Consider the following 15,191-nt stretch of genomic DNA (forward strand, 5'->3'; position numbering starts at 1 on the left):
AGTGAAGATTACGGCTATTCTTCCCATTCAGTATGGAAGATGCCATCACGATCTAGACGCTCATACGTGTGGGATCCAAAATAATCCCTTTGCGCCTGAATCAAGTTTAATGGTAGTCTACTGCTTGTATAAGCATCAAAATAAGTAAGCGCATTGGATAGGCCAGGTAGCGGGATTCCATTTGCAGCTCCAAAAGCTACCAATTCCCTAGCTGCGCCCACCGTTTCTTTTACTTTTTCAACAAAGGAAGGTGATAACAATAAGTTTTGTAGACTTTCATCTGCTTGAAAAGCTTCTGTAATGTCCGCCAACAGCGCAGCACGTATAATGCATCCAGCACGCCAGATTTTCGCAATTTCACCTAACTCCAACTCATAGCCATATTCTTTAGAAGCATCCGCTAATTGGTGCATACCTTGGGCATAAGTGATAATGAAGGCGAAGTAAAGCGCTTGTTCTGCTTTGCTGACCAATGAAGCCTTGACTACGGATTCTACATTGGGCCTGTCATAGAGTTCATCGGCTTTTATGCGTTCATCTTTGAGTGCGGATATTTCCCTCATGCTCACGGCAACATCTATTGTTGGCACAGGGATACCTAAGTCCATCGCATTCTGGGAAGTCCATTTACCAGTACCCTTTTGTTTGGCCTTGTCCAATATTTTGTCCACCAGGTGACCATCAGATAATTCGTCTTTTTGTTCAAATATTTCCGAAGTGATTTCCACTAAAAAGGACTGTAGCCGACCAGCATTCCACTGGGCATAGGTTTCATGCAATTCTTCATTAGTCAAATTCCCAGCTTTTTTGAGGAGGTCATAAATCTCAGAGGTCAATTGCATTAAACCGTATTCAATGCCATTATGAACCATTTTCACATAGTTGCCTGCTGATTTTGGCCCCAAATAGGTCACACAAGGTTCGCCGTTGTATTTGGCGGACACCGCTTCAAATATTGGTTTTACATATTGATAGGCTTCTCTAGATCCCCCTGGCATTATACTTGGTCCTTTTCTGGCTCCCTTGGCACCTCCAGAAACACCTGCGCCAAAAAAGTTGATACCTTTTTCTTTTAAGTAAGCTTCTCTGCGATCTGTATCTGTAAAAAAGGAGTTTCCACCATCTATGATGATGTCACCTTTATCTAAATGTGGCAAAAGACTATCAATTACAATATCAACTACTTTTCCTGCAGGTACAAGAAGCATAATTTTTCTCGGAGAGGTAAGTCCTGCTACAAATTCGGCAGCGTCAGTTGTGGCATTCACTTTATCGGTATTTCCACCTTCAGCTATCAAGGCATTCACCTTTTCTTCATCCAAGTCATTTCCAAAGGCGGTAAAGCCATTATCTGCGACATTAAGGATGAAATTTCTTCCCATTACACCGAGACCAACCAATCCAAAATCGTAAGTATTTGCCATTTTTGTTTCTATTTTTATGTCTTTTGTTAAGACATGACTTAGTAAGTACTATCAAGAATTACGAACCTAAAATAAACCTTATATTCGTTATGCTCAAAAATACGATGGTCCCATAAAATATTAATGGTAAATCGTTATTTCAATTCAATTTTTGCGCATAAAAAACTAATCCACAGGAGTTTTATGAAAAAGACGGAAAACCAAATACTTGTCATTTTTGGTGCATCAGGGGATTTGACCGCTAGAAAATTAATACCAGCCCTTTTCAATTTATATGTTGCAAGGCAATTGCCAAAGAATTTTGTAGTTCTTGGAGCAAGTCGAAGTGACCTCACCGATGAGGAATTCAGGAATAGAGTTGTTTATGAAAGCCCATATTTAAAAGAGAAAATTGAAGACCTCAAAGAAAATTACATCCAAGGGTTTGCTGATAAAATATTTTATGAGGATTTGGGTGGAACCTATGACACGGCATATGATGGCTTGCGAAAAAGGGTTGAAGGATTAAAAAAGGACTTCCAGACATCGGGGAATATCATTTACTATTTATCTACTCCTCCTACTTTGTATGAAACCATTGCACAACGTTTGGCTGATGCGGGCATGAACACGCAAAACAACGGTTGGAAACGCTTGATAGTTGAAAAACCATTCGGCTATAGTTTGGATACCGCTCGAAAATTAAATCAGGGTCTGCACCAGTTCTTTACTGAGCCGCAGATTTATCGGATTGATCATTATTTGGGTAAGGAAACCGTACAGAACCTATTGGTTACTAGATTTTCCAACAGCATTTTTGAACCCTTATGGAACCGGAATTACATTCACCACGTAGAAATTACAAATGCCGAAAGTGTTGGTGTGGAAAAAAGAGGTGGTTACTATGACAAGTCTGGAGCTTTACGCGATATGTTCCAAAACCATTTGTTACAGATAGTTTCGTTGGTGGTTATGGAGCCGCCAATTGGAGATCAACCTGAAGAAATTCGAAACGAAAAGGTTAAGGCCTTGAAATCGCTACGAATCATGAAGGATGAAAAAACCTTGTGGGACAATACGATACGTGCACAATATGTGGCATCTGAGGTGAACGGGAAAAAAGTAAAAGGTTATCGTGAAGAAGAGGGCGTGGACCCAAACTCTACTACAGAAACCTATGCTGCCATTAAGTTCTTTGTGGACAACTGGCGTTGGGAAGGCGTACCTTTTTACGTTCGGACTGCAAAACGAATGCCAACCAAGGTAACCGAAGTAGTGATACACTTTAAGACACCGCATCATCAAATTTTCAAAGATTCTGGGGTGAATAGTAAGGACAATAAATTGATTATCAGGATACAACCAGATGAAGGTATCCTGATGAAATTTGGTGTAAAAGTGCCAGGACAAGGTTTTAAGGTAGAGCGTGCAAATTTAGATTTCTATTATTCCAGTTTGGCTGAAACGTATGTCATGGAAGCCTATGAAAGATTATTGTTGGATGCGATGCAAGGTGATGCCACCCTATATGCGCGTGCTGATGAGGTTGAAGCTGCTTGGGAGTTTGTAGATCCTATTTTGGATTATTGGAAGAATGGAAAGGATGTGCGTATGTATGGATATTCAGCAGGAGTTTGGGGACCAGAGAATGCAGATGAACTTATAGATGATTTAGGTACTTGGCGAAATCCAGGTGCAAGTTTGGCTGAAGATCCAGGGTACTGTGTGATATGTTAATTGCTTAATTGTTGATAAAAAGGAAACAAAGTAAATGGAATTGAAGGTTTACAATAATAAACAAGAAGTTGCTGAAGCGTTTTCAAACTACTTTTTAGAACTGACCAAAGGTCAAGAAGAAATTCATGTCGCACTTTCAGGGGGAAGCACTCCAAGGGTGATTTTTGACATTCTTGCGGCTGATTTTGCGGACAAAGTTGATTGGGGGCGTATACATTTTTATTGGGGAGATGAACGTTGTGTGCCACCTACCGATGAGCAGAGCAATTACAAAATGACAGTGGATCATTTGTTTTCCAAATTAGCAATACCAGCGTCAAATATTCACCGGGTATTAGGAGAAAACGACCCCAACGCTGAAGCAATGCGATATGCGAACTTATTGGAAATCAACTTGGATAGGGTAGGAGGGATTCCACAATTTGATCTTGTTATTTTGGGAATGGGCGATGATGGCCACACGGCATCCATATTTCCGCACGAAATTGAGTTATGGGAGGCAGAGGATCATTGCGTAGTCGCTACGCATCCAGAATCAGGGCAAAAAAGGGTCTCTATCAATGGCAAGGTGATCAACATTGCCAAAGAAGTGGTGTTTTTGGTCACTGGTTCCTCCAAGGCGGAAAAAGTGCATGCTATTATTGATCAAACCGAGAATTTCCTAAATTATCCTGCGGCATTGGTCAAACCAAGTTCTGGAAAGTTAAAATGGTTTTTGGATAAAGAGGCAGCTTCTCTTATTGCTCAAGATTAAGTTGAACATTTTCTCCTTCCAAAAAATGTAGGTATTCATTGACCTGGAATTTTTTTGAACGGTATTTTGAATCCCTATCTGATGCGGATAGCTTGCGTTCTTTGCTTCGCGCAAACCTTCGCAATCCATTTTTATCATTAACAATTAACCCAGGTATAGAGATGTTGTTTCCTTCGCCATCTTTTGCAACCATTGTAAAATAAGAGGAATTACAATGTTTGGTCTTCCCGGTCTTCACATTTTCAGATTCCACACGGACACCTACCACCATTGAGGTTCGACCAGTATAATTGATAGAGGCCTTTAACGTAACCAACTCGCCAACTTCAATGGGGTTCAGAAAGTTTACACGATTTACGGAGGCAGTTACACAATAGGCCTGCGAATGCTTTGAGGCACAGGCAAAGGCAATCTGATCCATCAAGTTAAGGATATGTCCACCATGGACCTTTCCTCCAAAATTGGAATGTGAAGGAAGCATTAATTCTGTAATTGAAACACGGGATTCTTTTGCGGTCTTGTACTTTTTCATTTGTCTAAAGGGTACATTTTGTTGAATCAAAAAATTACAGTTCTAACTTAGGTTCCTCGTAATTGTCTTCCTCCGCTCGTTTTAGAATTGGTTCTGGGATGGATTTTTTGGCCTTGGCGCCCATTTTTTTCAGTTTTTCAATGCTGGTCACAATGTTACCTCTGCCTTCAACCAGTTTGTTCATGGCGCCACGATATTCGTTTTTGGCCTCATCCATTTTTTTGCCAACTTTGGTCAAGTCGGTAACAAAGCCTTCAAATTTGTCGTACAATGCACCGGCCTGTCTAGCAATTTCTATCGCATTCTTCTGCTGCTTCTCATTGCTCCACATGGTGTCTATTGTACGAAGCGTGGCCAACAAAGTTGAAGGGGTTACTATTACAATGTTCTGTTCAAAGGCTTTATTGTATAGACTATTGTCATGGTTTATAGCCACTGCAAAAGCGGGCTCAATTGGTACAAATAACAACACAAAATCTGGGCTTTCCATCTCATAGAGATCCTCATATTTTTTTGCCGATAGCTGTTCAACATGTTTCCGCAAAGAATTGATATGATCTTTTAAATGCTTTTGCTTTGATTCTTCGTCCGCGTTGGTGTAACGTTCATAATCAGTCAAGGAAACCTTTGAATCCACTACCATTTTTTTGCCATCTGGTAAATGGATGATAACATCTGGCATAACCCGTGATCCATCTTCACGTGCAAAACTTTGTTGAACACTGTATTCGCGGTCTTTTTCCAAGCCCGATTTCTCAAGAACACGTTCCAAGACCAGTTCACCCCAATTTCCTTGCATTTTGCTGTCACCTTTTAGGGCTTTGGTCAAATTTTCCGCTTCTTGGGTGATTTTCAAGTTTTGGTTCTGTAGATTTAGTAATTGCTCCTTTAAGGCTGAATGTATGCTGATGTTCTCTTTTTGAGTGGCCTCCACTTTTTTCTCAAATAGTTGGATTTTTTCCTGCAGAGGGGTAAGAATTTGTTTAATGTTCTTTTGATTTTGTTCGGTGAATTTGGTGCTTTTCTCGTCTAAAATCTTGTTCGCCAAATTCTCAAATTCCTTAGTGAACTTTTCTTGAAGCTTTTCTACTTCCTCTTTTTGTTCGGTATTGATGCGTTGAAGGTTCTCCAAATCCGCCTGATACCGAACTATTTGGTTGCTTTGCTGCTCTTTTTCCGAAAGTAATTGCTTTTTTTCTTCATCCGAAGTCAACAATTTATCATTTAAAGACTTTACCGAAGTATTCAGCTGTGATTCCCGTTCGACCCAAACACTTTGGTCCGATTTAGTCTTTAGCTTTTGAATATACATGCCCAACAAAAGACCAATTCCAGTGCAAACCGCACCTAGTATTACATAAATCAACTCGCTACCCATTAGTATATAATCTTCAGATAAAGATAAAGGAGGAATGTTAAACTAGACTATTTTTTTACTTTAAAACCACCAGTTCGTTCATCGAATTCCAATAGGTTTTCCGGGAATAGGTTGTCAAACTGTTTTTGTGCGATTAATTCCTGAGGTGATCCAAATGGGTTTTTGGTGCCATTTAGGATAAGAATTTTATCGCATAATTGGATGGCCAAATCTATTTCGTGCGTACTGAAAACTATGGTTTTACCCTTTTTATGTGCTAATTGCCGTAGCATTTTCAGAATTTGAACCTTGTTGTATAGATCCAGATGGGTCGTGGGTTCATCCAACAATATTATGGGCGTGTCTTGTGCTGCGGCTCGAGCAATAAGTACTCTTTGTAGTTGTCCATCACTCAATTCGTGACATTTTCGCATTGCTAACTCTTCCAAGTGAAATGCGTCAAGATTCTGCTGAATATGCCTTTTATCTTCATCGGTCAACTTACCGATCCAATTTGTATAAGGTTGTCTGCCCAAAGCAATCAATTCGGAAACCCTGAGGTTTTTTGATGCAGGTTGTTCGGTAAGTACCAAACTAATGGTCTTAGCCAACCCATGTGGTTTTAATTCAGCTATTTTATGGCCATTAATAAATGCTTCACCGCCTAGTGATGGTTGTAACTTTCCCAATGTTCGAATCAAGGTGGATTTTCCAATTCCGTTTACCCCAATTACTGCACACAGTTCTCCCTTGGGCAAGGTCATTTCAATGTTATTGCAAATGACTTTTGTGCCATAACCAATACTCAGATTTTCAGTGCGTAAAGAATAGCTTTGATTGGACATTAAAACATCATTTTACGTTTTCGAACTAAAAGCCATATCACAACCGGGGCACCGACCAATGAAGTAATCGCATTGATAGGAAGAATTTCAGCCGAATTTGGTAATTGCGCAATGGTATCACAAAGTAGCATTAGTATCGCTCCATACAAAAAGACGGCAGGAATCAAGATTTTATGTTCCATAGTATCAAACAGCTGCCTGGTTAAATGCGGCACGGCCAGACCAACAAATGCGATAGGACCGGCAAAGGCAGTTACACCTCCAGCCAATATGCCAGTGGCAATGATGATGACCAATCGTGATTTTTTTAAGGATACACCTAGACTTTGAGCATAGTTTTCACCTAACAGATAGGCATTGAGTTTCTTTATGGAGAAAATTGCCATAAGTGTCCCTAGACCTACAATAACGGCTAGGAGGGACACCTGGTGTGATGATAAGTTACCCACGCTCCCAAAAGACCAAAAAACAAAACGTTGAAGGTTCTCGGCACTGGTAAAATAGGCCAAAACACTTACTACGGCTGAGGTTATGCTACCAAACATCAATCCTATAATGAGCAATGCCATGGTATCCCTAATGCGTTGTGCCACCAAGATTACCACCAGAAGAACTAAAAAACTTCCCAAACTAGCAGCCACCACCAACGAAATATCATTCAAAATACCAAAGGCAAAAATTCCTGATAAAAAGGAACTGCCCATTAGTAATAATGCAGCACCCAGACTAGCACCAGAACTGATACCCAAAACAAATGGCCCAGCAAGAGGATTGCGAAACAAAGTTTGCATTAGCAGTCCACTTAGGGCTAAACCACCGCCTACTAAAATAGCCGTAAAAGCTTTTGGTACCCGATAATTCCAGAGAATATAATTCCAGGATTTCGTTTCCATATTGTTGCCGGAAAGACCGGACAGGACATCTAAAAAGGGAATATTCACCGATCCAGAACTGATATTTAATAAAACTGCTAAAATCAGGGCAAGCCCAATGAAGATAAATGTAATTGAATATGTGGTTTTGGTATTCATTTACTCCAAAGGACGGAAAAAATGTGGTTCATAATTGGGTAATAAACCTGGATGCAAAATTGAAATCAGATCTTTAAGGACCAAGTCCGGTCGTTGCGGTGCCAATTCATAAAACAACAAACCGCCAGTTTCACCTTTTCGAATGGCATTTGAATATATTTTTGAATTGTCAAAGGCCCTAAATTGTTCATAGTGTGAATTGGCTTGTAGCAATTCGCGATAACTTGCGTGTAAGGAAGGATTAAACCAATACTCTGCCTGGGAACCTTTTTCCAAGACGGCTTCTAAACTCAAACCGATGCTTCCTTTCTCATCGGAATCAGACCATAGGTAGTTTGCATTGGCATCTTCTAAAAACTGGGCCATCCAACTATTGCCGCCGGCAACATACCAAACATCTTTATATAATCCACCCGTTAAAACAGAGGGCTGTGTTGTTGCTTTGAGTGCTAATTTCTTGGCTGTTAAATAATCCTTTTCAATTTTATTGAAAATGCTATCTGCCAATTCATTTTTATTGAAAAAAGGAGCAAAGAATTTTATCCATTCGGCTTTACCCAAAGGGGATTGCTCTGTCCAATCACCATTGTACACCAAGGGAATTCCAGATTGAACTAGGGTCTCGTAAGCCTTGTTGGTGTCATTGATACCAAAGCCAACTACGAGTTCTGGATTAAGTTCCAGAACAATCTCGGTATTAACATTTTCATTGGTTCCCAATTCCTTGATTTTTCCTTGAGACACTTTTTTACGAGCAGTGGGTGAAGAAATCAAATCAGTATTGGGGAAACCTACAACTGCATTCAATACCCCTAATGCTTCTAGTGAGGGGATATGGGTGGTTGAAGTAATCACTAAATTCTGAACTGGAGTTGCGATTATTGCATCATACGTATCAGCCGGTAAACTAATGGATGCCAACCCTTCTTTTGGAACTAAGGCATAACTAAATGTGGTTTCTGAACCCGGCCAGGGAGATGAAACTTCAATGATTGTAACCGAACCTTCTGATCTGATTTGAAAGCCTGTGGCATATTTCAATCCATTTGAAACAGAAGATTGGTCAACCTTTTGCGCCTCCTTTTTTTGGATACAACCTGATAATCCAACTAAGACTACGCCAATAAAAATCTTGTAAATGATGCGATACCTACCCATTCCGTCAAAAGTAATATTATTTAACTTTTTCAAAAAAAGATTAAACAGAATCATTAATTTCGCGCTGAATTTTGGTTTCTGCATGCGTTGCATGCAGAATTAAAAGGGAATCTGGTGCAAATCCAGAACTGTTCCCGCAACTGTAAATTTTTTACCGCTATGTCGGTGCCTCTTTTTGAGGATATCGTTTTCTGCAATGCCACTGCCTAATGGGTGGGAAGGCAAAACGATATAAAATAAGTCAGGAGACCTGCCATGTTCGAAACAAACATTGTTAAACTTTCGGGATAAAGGTTTACGTATGGGACAGCATACTATTCTCCCGTTTATTCACTTAAACGAAATGAAAAAAAGTAATTTATGGTTAAGTACTGCTTTATTGGCAGCACAAGGAATTGTTGCGCAAAACCAACAGCAAGATTCCATTCAACTACAACAATTGGACGAAGTAATCGTCAGTGACTCTCGATTTGAACTTAAGCGAGAGAATTCCGGTAAAACAGTAATTAAGATAACCGCAACCGAATTGGACCGCAGCCAAGGATTGACCGTTGCGGAATTGATCAACACCAAAAGTGGTATTGAAATTGCTGGAACAAGAGGACGGGATGGCTCTGTATTTGGTGTGTTTGCCCGAGGAGGTCGGGGTAGACAAGCATTGGTCATAATCGATGGGGTTCGTGTTTCCGACCCGTCTTCATTCTCGCAAGAGTATGACTTAAGATTGCTTTCCACATCCAACATTGAATCCATTGAAATCATAAAAGGTGCGGCGAGTACACTCTATGGAACTAATGCTGCCACCGCGGTAATCAACATTACAACAAAGAAAAGTGAAGAAAAACCTATTACTGCCAACTTTAAAACTACGTTGGGGACTAATCAAACAGCTAATGATCGGAACAACAACCTTGGTCTAATACGAAATGAAGTCGCTGTGAATGGCAGCTTGAACAAGTTTTCGTACGGTGTGGATTTTTCCAATAGATATGCAAGTGGTTTGTCGGCCGCTATTACTGCTGAAAACGAAGAAGATATCACATCGCAATATGCGACGAATATTCGCTTGGCCTATAGATTTTCCAATAGCTTCAATGTGGCGATTTACGGGAACCAAACGCGTTTTACAACTGATTTTGACCAGGATAGGGCTGAAGCACCAAATACATCAAGGATTGAACAAGAACGCTTAGGGATTTCTGCAGATTTAGATTATGGAAGTGGTTCCCTGTTTTTAAATGGTGCCTATACCACCTATGATAGCTTCAACGTAAGCACCTTTGGCGAAAGCACTTCGGAAGGGGAGAACTTGGTATTGGACCTTTATAACAAAATGGTCTTATCCGATAAATGGCATACCATACTTGGTGTGAATTACATAAAGGACAAAGCAGTGTTCTCCAGTGAAGCCGATTTTACCATTTTAGACCCCTATTTCAATGTGGTCTATGTTTCTGATACCGGTTTTAATTTAAATACTGGTGCAAGGCTCAATACACATTCTGAATATGGAAACCACTTTGTTTACAATGTGAATCCTTCTTATGCTTTTCCAACAACTGATGGATATATAAAACTATTGGGTTCTTTCGCAACCTCCTATATCACCCCTAATTTGATTCAGTTATTTGGTGATTTTGGTGCCAACCCTGATTTGGAGCCGGAAGAAAATAGAACTTTAGAAGGTGGGATTGAGTATTATGTGAATGACAAACTCCGATTAAGTGGATTGTATTTCAATCGTAATGAGAAAAACACCATAGGTTTTGATCAGAATTTTACTAGCATCAATATTGCAGATGAAATTGATGCAAGCGGTGTGGAAATTGAAGCTAGTTGGAATCCAATAAAGACAATTTCGGTGGATGCGAACTATACCTTTACAGAACGCAAGGGCGATGCTGCAATCCGTATACCAAAGCATAAAGCCAATTTGACTGTAGGATATCAATTATGTAAAACCACCAATTTATCGTTCAGCTACGCGTATACGGGACAGCGTTTTGACACGGATTTCTTTACATTCACTAATGAATCCCTGGAAGCTTTTTCATTGGTAGGTTTGTATGTAGAGCATGAGTTAATACCAGAGCGATTAAAAGTTTTCATCAATGGTTCAAATCTGCTAAATGAGGATTTTGTTGAGGTAATTGGATTTACGACTAGGGGTAGAAATGTAAGCGCGGGTCTCAATTTGAAACTTTAAGCATAACTATATTGTAGAATGATAAAAGTCTGTTCTTTCTTACCTGCGGTTACTCAAATGCTATATGATATGGGTTTGGAAGACCATTTATATGGCATCACATTTGAATGTCCGGAACGGGCTTTGGAGGAAAAGCAACCGATTGTTCGTTGTGTATTGGAGGGTAAGGATTTAAGTAGTCAAGAAATTGATGCGCTTTTTTCCGCAAGCAAACATCAAGGCAAGGACTTATATTATGTAGAGGAGGAGCTATTGGCGCAAATTGCCCCAGATATCATCTTTACCCAAGATATGTGTGATGTTTGCCAGATTGATACCGCTTGCACTGCTGCTGCAGTTGCCAAGCTGGAAAAGCAACCCCAGTTGATATCCATAAGTCCAGAATCCTTGGATGACGTTTTTGAATCTGCAGTCACCATTGCAAGAGCTCTGGGTAAGGAGGAATTGGCCTATGTCTATCTGGAGAAGCTTCAATTACGTATTCAATCTGTCGTGGATAAACTGCGTAGAGCCAAAGCGCTGCCAAAGCGTGTACTTTTGATGGAGTGGTTGGACCCAATTTTCAATTGCGGACATTGGATACCATATCAAATTGGATTGGCTGGTGGAATCGATATGCTTTCCAATCCCTCAGGCGACAGTATTGTTACCTCTTGGGATAAAATTCTCAAGTATGACCCTGAAATATTGGTGATTGCACCTTGTGGTTTCAATAGCACCCGTACAAAGCAAGAAATTCATATTTTGACCGGTAAACGAGGATGGAGTGGTTTGACGGCCGTTAAAAACAATCAGGTATTTATTACGGACTTTGATTTGTTCACCCAATCATCTGCAAATACCTTGGTAAATGGTATAGAATTATTAGCCGGGATTTTTCATCCTGAAGCTGTTCCCATTCCAAAAGAATTGAACTCTAAGTATCACAAACTGGACATGCTTACAGTAACTCAATAGCATAAAATAAAAGCGGCTTATTAGCCGCTTTTATTTTTTATTTTTCGAAGTTTAACACTTTGTCCAAGTACATATTATCAAGCATAGGTGTCTGCAATCTTGAACTTGTAAACGACTTGGCAGGCATTTGAACGGAAAACCCTCTTTTGGTGGTTAAGCCTGTGATTTCTTCAATGGCCTTTGCCAATAAAGGTTCATTAGGGTCTCCTAATTCCCCTAGGTTTTCCAAATCCTCTTCCAAAAGAATATTTGGAGCCAGACCTTCAGTATAATCAAAGAATCCATCGGCATTCTCGTTTCTACCTACCAAAGGTTGTATTCCCCAGCTGTTATCCGGGTTGATTTCATTTTCGCGGTCTGCATTGTAGATGAAACTATTGTCCCTGTCGTCAACCAACGTAATGGAAAACTCATTTTTACCCCTTGTAGTTTCTCCAATATGAATGACGTCTACGTAAGGTGCAAGTCCATTCATCACCAACTCACTTGCCGAAGCTGAACTGTTGGTTGCCAATACGTAGACACGATTAAGATTCAAGGTATTGATAGGAGTAGTACCAGTGGTGCTTGCAAAATAATCCTCCAATTGTGCATCACTTAACTGATTTTGTATTTTACTGTTCCAACGTTGTCTGATATACAATTCATCGGTATTGGTGCTATAAACCATACTGGCTAATAACCTAGAGGTATTGACTGAACCACCAGGATTGTATCGCATATCCAACACCAACTCTGTGGCTCCTTCTGCAACGAAATCAGCAAAAGCAGCATTCAATTCCTCATTGAAACTGCTCAAAAAGCGATTGTACATCAAATAAGCGATTTTTGTACCGTTAATATCCAAGGTTTTGGCCACCAAAATAGGGTCCTCAACCTGGTTTTCAATTTTGGTGAGTTCAATTTCAGTGGAATTATCTGTAATCACACCATCAGCGATATCGGCAAGTCCTAGCGTATAGGTATCGTTATCACCAAATAGTAATCCAACATAATTATTTAGGGTAAGCTGAGTGCCATTCACCCTTGTGAAAATGTCCCCTCTTTTGATATCCGTGGTGGATGCGTTGGAGTTGGGTACAATATATTGTACGTAGCCAAATATATCATCACCTTCAGAGAATCTGACCAAACCAAATTCCAAGCCATTGCTTTTGGAAACACCACCTAAATTATTCACCAATTCCTTGTAATCCTCATTAAGGAAACTGAAACGGTCTTCACCAAACAACAGAATGTCAAAGAAAAAATCAGAAGGATTTTGGTGCTGGGAGAGAAACTCTGTGAATTCCTCGTCGTTGGCAAAGCGTGTATCTGCAAGCACCGGAACATCCGCTTGCCAGAAGTACCATAAATTCATGGCATTCCACATGAATGCCTGGGCATCCAAATCGTCATTGATAGTACCTGGAGGGTCTGGATTAGGATTGTCAATTCCGTTATCATCACTGGAACAGCTAACAAATAGCAGTCCAGATGCAATAAAAGCAAACAGTAATTTCTTCATAGCTAAATTTTGGTAAAATTCATCAAATTTCGTTCCACAAGTTTTGGAGGCACAAAGGATTTGTAGAATATTTTTCTAATTTCTTACAATTAATTTTACCACAAAATAGCCACTTAACGGCAGATTACAAATTTTTTGTAACAAATTTCGATATGCGTCGTCGTGATTATGTAAGCGACAATTTAAAGCTTGCAACAACTAGCAAAACCAAATGAAACAAAGCGAATTTTTAAATGTAGTGATGCCCTTCAAGGATAAACTATACCGACTGGCAAAACGTCTGTTGGTGTCCAAAGAAGAAGCTGAAGATGCTACACAAGAAATTTTGCTGAAACTCTGGTCAAAGAACGAGTCCATGGGTGAGTATAAAAATGTAGAAGCATTTGCCATGACAATGACCAAGAATTTCTGTTTGGACCGATTAAAATCCAAACAGGCCAGTAATTTGAAATTGGTACACAGCAATTACGAGGACGAGAAGACCTCATTGCAAAAACAACTTGAGGCTGAAGATAGCGTAAGATGGATGGAGCGTATCATGGAGGAATTACCGGAACAGCAAAAAATGGTATTGCAACTACGTGATGTGGAGCAATACGAATTTGAGGAAATCTGCGAGCTGCTGGATATGAAACCAACCGCGGTACGTGTGACCCTCTCAAGAGCAAGAAAAGCAGTACGACAAGAATTGATTAAAAAGCATAACTATGGAATTGGATAACATAGAAAGATTATTGGAAAAGTACTTTGAGGCAACAACAACAGTAGCCGAAGAGCAAACATTACAGGCTTATTTTTCACAAGAAGAAGTTGCTTCCCATTTGGAGCAGTATAGGCCCATGTTCAACTACTTTTCCATTGCCAAAGAAGAGCGATACACCAAGCAGGTGCCACTAAAACCTAGAAAAAGAAATTACAAGTGGCTATCCATTGCGGCAGTGGTCGTCTTAACAGTAGGCATCTATTTTGGAAATTACCAAATAGAGCGCAATAAAGAGCGCGAGCAGGCAAGAATTGCCTATGAAGAAACAAAGAAAGCTTTTGAACTTCTTGCTGAAAATTTTGGAAAAGGCACGGACAAAGTGGCTTACCTACAAGAGTTTGAAATAGCAAAACAAAAAATTTACAACAACAATTAATACAAAAACGATGAAGCGCAATATTTTAATTTTAATGATGGCCATTATGCCTTTGGCCGGTTTTTCACAATCACTTTTTGACCGATTTGAAGATTTGGACGAAGTGACCTCAGTTGTGGTCAACAAGAGTATGTTCAATTTATTGGCGAAGATTGATGTAGAAGTAGATGACCCAGAAGCTCAAGACTTTATGGACATTGCAAGCAGTTTGAAAAGTTTAAAGGTGTTTACTACAGATAACAAGGAAATTGGGGATGATATGAAAGCCTCTGTCCAAAAATACCTTAAGTCTTCAACCATGGAAGAGCTAATGCGGGTAAAGGACAAGGATGCCAATGTGAAGTTTTACATTAAGGAAGGTAAAGATTCCGACCATGTAAGCGAGTTGCTAATGTTCGTTACAGGGCTAAAGGAAGTGGAAGCAGATGGCCGAAAATTTGAAACGGTACTGTTGTCTCTGACCGGGGATATCGATTTGAATAAAATCAATTCCCTTACCAATAAGATGAACTTGCCAAAGGAATTGAACAAAGCAGGTAAAAAAGAATAAAAACCATCAATCAAA

Annotated in this window: 14 protein-coding genes and 1 riboswitch; of the genes, 7 read left to right on the plus strand and 7 right to left on the minus strand. The window is 39.8% G+C overall.

Annotated features, from left to right (window positions below; translation table 11 throughout):
• Window positions 1–14: 14 nt before the first annotated feature.
• Entirely contained in the window at window positions 15–1,424 is a 1,410-nt protein-coding gene (gndA, locus tag M3P19_RS03220; protein WP_249656179.1) for an NADP-dependent phosphogluconate dehydrogenase, read from the minus strand.
• Window positions 1,425–1,607: 183 nt separating this feature from the next.
• Here gndA and zwf point away from each other — a divergent pair, with 183 nt between their 5' ends.
• The gene (gene zwf, locus M3P19_RS03225; RefSeq protein WP_249656180.1) at window positions 1,608–3,140 is read left to right on the plus strand and encodes a glucose-6-phosphate dehydrogenase; all 1,533 of its coding nucleotides are present in this window, start codon (window positions 1,608–1,610) and stop codon (window positions 3,138–3,140) included.
• 34 nt (window positions 3,141–3,174) lie between these two features.
• Window positions 3,175–3,894, plus strand: coding sequence for a 6-phosphogluconolactonase (gene pgl, locus M3P19_RS03230; RefSeq protein WP_249656181.1), 720 nt, complete (start codon window positions 3,175–3,177; stop codon window positions 3,892–3,894).
• Here pgl and M3P19_RS03235 read toward each other — a convergent pair.
• The 5 genes from M3P19_RS03235 to M3P19_RS03255 are packed head-to-tail and all read right to left on the minus strand — an operon-like array spanning window position 3,878 to window position 8,850.
• Window positions 3,878–4,426: an acyl-CoA thioesterase gene (locus M3P19_RS03235; protein WP_249656182.1), complete on the minus strand. Its 549-nt coding sequence runs from the start codon at window positions 4,424–4,426 to the stop codon at window positions 3,878–3,880. The genes pgl and M3P19_RS03235 overlap by 17 nt on opposite strands.
• 34 nt (window positions 4,427–4,460) lie before the next feature.
• Window positions 4,461–5,804, minus strand: coding sequence for a DNA recombination protein RmuC (locus M3P19_RS03240; RefSeq protein ID WP_249656183.1), 1,344 nt, complete (start codon window positions 5,802–5,804; stop codon window positions 4,461–4,463).
• A gap of 47 nt (window positions 5,805–5,851) precedes the next feature.
• Window positions 5,852–6,628, minus strand: a complete 777-nt coding sequence (locus M3P19_RS03245; RefSeq protein WP_249656184.1) for an ABC transporter ATP-binding protein — start codon at window positions 6,626–6,628, stop codon at window positions 5,852–5,854.
• The gene (locus tag M3P19_RS03250; protein WP_249656185.1) at window positions 6,628–7,659 is read right to left on the minus strand and encodes an iron ABC transporter permease; all 1,032 of its coding nucleotides are present in this window, start codon (window positions 7,657–7,659) and stop codon (window positions 6,628–6,630) included. The genes M3P19_RS03245 and M3P19_RS03250 overlap by 1 nt, the downstream gene beginning before the upstream one ends.
• Window positions 7,660–8,850 carry an ABC transporter substrate-binding protein gene (locus tag M3P19_RS03255; RefSeq protein WP_249656186.1) on the minus strand — a complete coding sequence of 397 codons (1,191 nt, stop codon included), beginning with the start codon at window positions 8,848–8,850 and terminating at the stop codon, window positions 7,660–7,662.
• A 22-nt stretch (window positions 8,851–8,872) separates the two neighbouring features.
• Window positions 8,873–9,089, plus strand: a riboswitch (cobalamin riboswitch).
• A gap of 71 nt (window positions 9,090–9,160) precedes the next feature.
• On the opposite strand from M3P19_RS03255, the gene M3P19_RS03260 reads away from it, so the two are divergent.
• Both M3P19_RS03260 and M3P19_RS03265 read left to right on the plus strand, forming a co-directional pair.
• Complete coding sequence (locus tag M3P19_RS03260) at window positions 9,161–11,023, plus strand: TonB-dependent receptor plug domain-containing protein (RefSeq protein ID WP_249656187.1); 1,863 nt, start codon at window positions 9,161–9,163, stop codon at window positions 11,021–11,023.
• A gap of 18 nt (window positions 11,024–11,041) precedes the next feature.
• Entirely contained in the window at window positions 11,042–11,980 is a 939-nt protein-coding gene (locus M3P19_RS03265) for an ABC transporter substrate-binding protein (protein ID WP_249656188.1), read from the plus strand.
• A gap of 37 nt (window positions 11,981–12,017) precedes the next feature.
• On the opposite strand, the gene M3P19_RS03270 is transcribed toward M3P19_RS03265, so the two are convergent.
• Window positions 12,018–13,487, minus strand: a complete 1,470-nt coding sequence (locus tag M3P19_RS03270; RefSeq protein ID WP_249656189.1) for a S41 family peptidase — start codon at window positions 13,485–13,487, stop codon at window positions 12,018–12,020.
• Window positions 13,488–13,698: 211 nt separating this feature from the next.
• Between M3P19_RS03270 and M3P19_RS03275 the strand changes: the two genes are divergently transcribed.
• From M3P19_RS03275 to M3P19_RS03285, 3 genes are read left to right on the plus strand one after another with little or no spacing between them, the layout of a single operon-like run.
• Window positions 13,699–14,208 (plus strand): RNA polymerase sigma factor, encoded by a 510-nt coding sequence (locus M3P19_RS03275; RefSeq protein ID WP_249656190.1) that lies wholly within the window; start codon window positions 13,699–13,701, stop codon window positions 14,206–14,208.
• Window positions 14,195–14,626 carry a hypothetical protein gene (locus M3P19_RS03280; RefSeq protein WP_249656191.1) on the plus strand — a complete coding sequence of 144 codons (432 nt, stop codon included), beginning with the start codon at window positions 14,195–14,197 and terminating at the stop codon, window positions 14,624–14,626. Before M3P19_RS03275 ends, M3P19_RS03280 begins: the two co-directional genes overlap by 14 nt.
• Before the next feature lie 10 nt (window positions 14,627–14,636).
• Entirely contained in the window at window positions 14,637–15,176 is a 540-nt protein-coding gene (locus M3P19_RS03285) for a DUF4252 domain-containing protein (RefSeq protein WP_249656192.1), read from the plus strand.
• The last annotated feature ends 15 nt before the right edge of the window (window positions 15,177–15,191 follow it).

The sequence above is a fragment of the Flagellimonas spongiicola genome, from assembly GCF_023502425.1.
In the GTDB taxonomy this organism is placed as follows: domain Bacteria; phylum Bacteroidota; class Bacteroidia; order Flavobacteriales; family Flavobacteriaceae; genus Flagellimonas; species Flagellimonas spongiicola.

Bases quoted from the DNA above. Each gene is read 5' to 3' on its own strand.
- gndA (WP_249656179.1), bottom strand. From the start codon at position 1,424: ATGGCAAATACTTACGATTTTGGATTGGTTGGTCTCGGTGTAATGGGA.
- M3P19_RS03285 (WP_249656192.1), top strand. From the start codon at position 14,637: ATGAAGCGCAATATTTTAATTTTAATGATGGCCATTATGCCTTTGGCC.
- M3P19_RS03265 (WP_249656188.1), top strand. From the start codon at position 11,042: ATGATAAAAGTCTGTTCTTTCTTACCTGCGGTTACTCAAATGCTATAT.
- M3P19_RS03280 (WP_249656191.1), top strand. From the start codon at position 14,195: ATGGAATTGGATAACATAGAAAGATTATTGGAAAAGTACTTTGAGGCA.
- M3P19_RS03250 (WP_249656185.1), bottom strand. From the start codon at position 7,659: ATGAATACCAAAACCACATATTCAATTACATTTATCTTCATTGGGCTT.
- M3P19_RS03275 (WP_249656190.1), top strand. From the start codon at position 13,699: ATGAAACAAAGCGAATTTTTAAATGTAGTGATGCCCTTCAAGGATAAA.
- M3P19_RS03235 (WP_249656182.1), bottom strand. From the start codon at position 4,426: ATGAAAAAGTACAAGACCGCAAAAGAATCCCGTGTTTCAATTACAGAA.
- M3P19_RS03240 (WP_249656183.1), bottom strand. From the start codon at position 5,804: ATGGGTAGCGAGTTGATTTATGTAATACTAGGTGCGGTTTGCACTGGA.
- M3P19_RS03245 (WP_249656184.1), bottom strand. From the start codon at position 6,628: ATGTCCAATCAAAGCTATTCTTTACGCACTGAAAATCTGAGTATTGGT.
- pgl (WP_249656181.1), top strand. From the start codon at position 3,175: ATGGAATTGAAGGTTTACAATAATAAACAAGAAGTTGCTGAAGCGTTT.
- M3P19_RS03270 (WP_249656189.1), bottom strand. From the start codon at position 13,487: ATGAAGAAATTACTGTTTGCTTTTATTGCATCTGGACTGCTATTTGTT.
- M3P19_RS03260 (WP_249656187.1), top strand. From the start codon at position 9,161: ATGAAAAAAAGTAATTTATGGTTAAGTACTGCTTTATTGGCAGCACAA.
- zwf (WP_249656180.1), top strand. From the start codon at position 1,608: ATGAAAAAGACGGAAAACCAAATACTTGTCATTTTTGGTGCATCAGGG.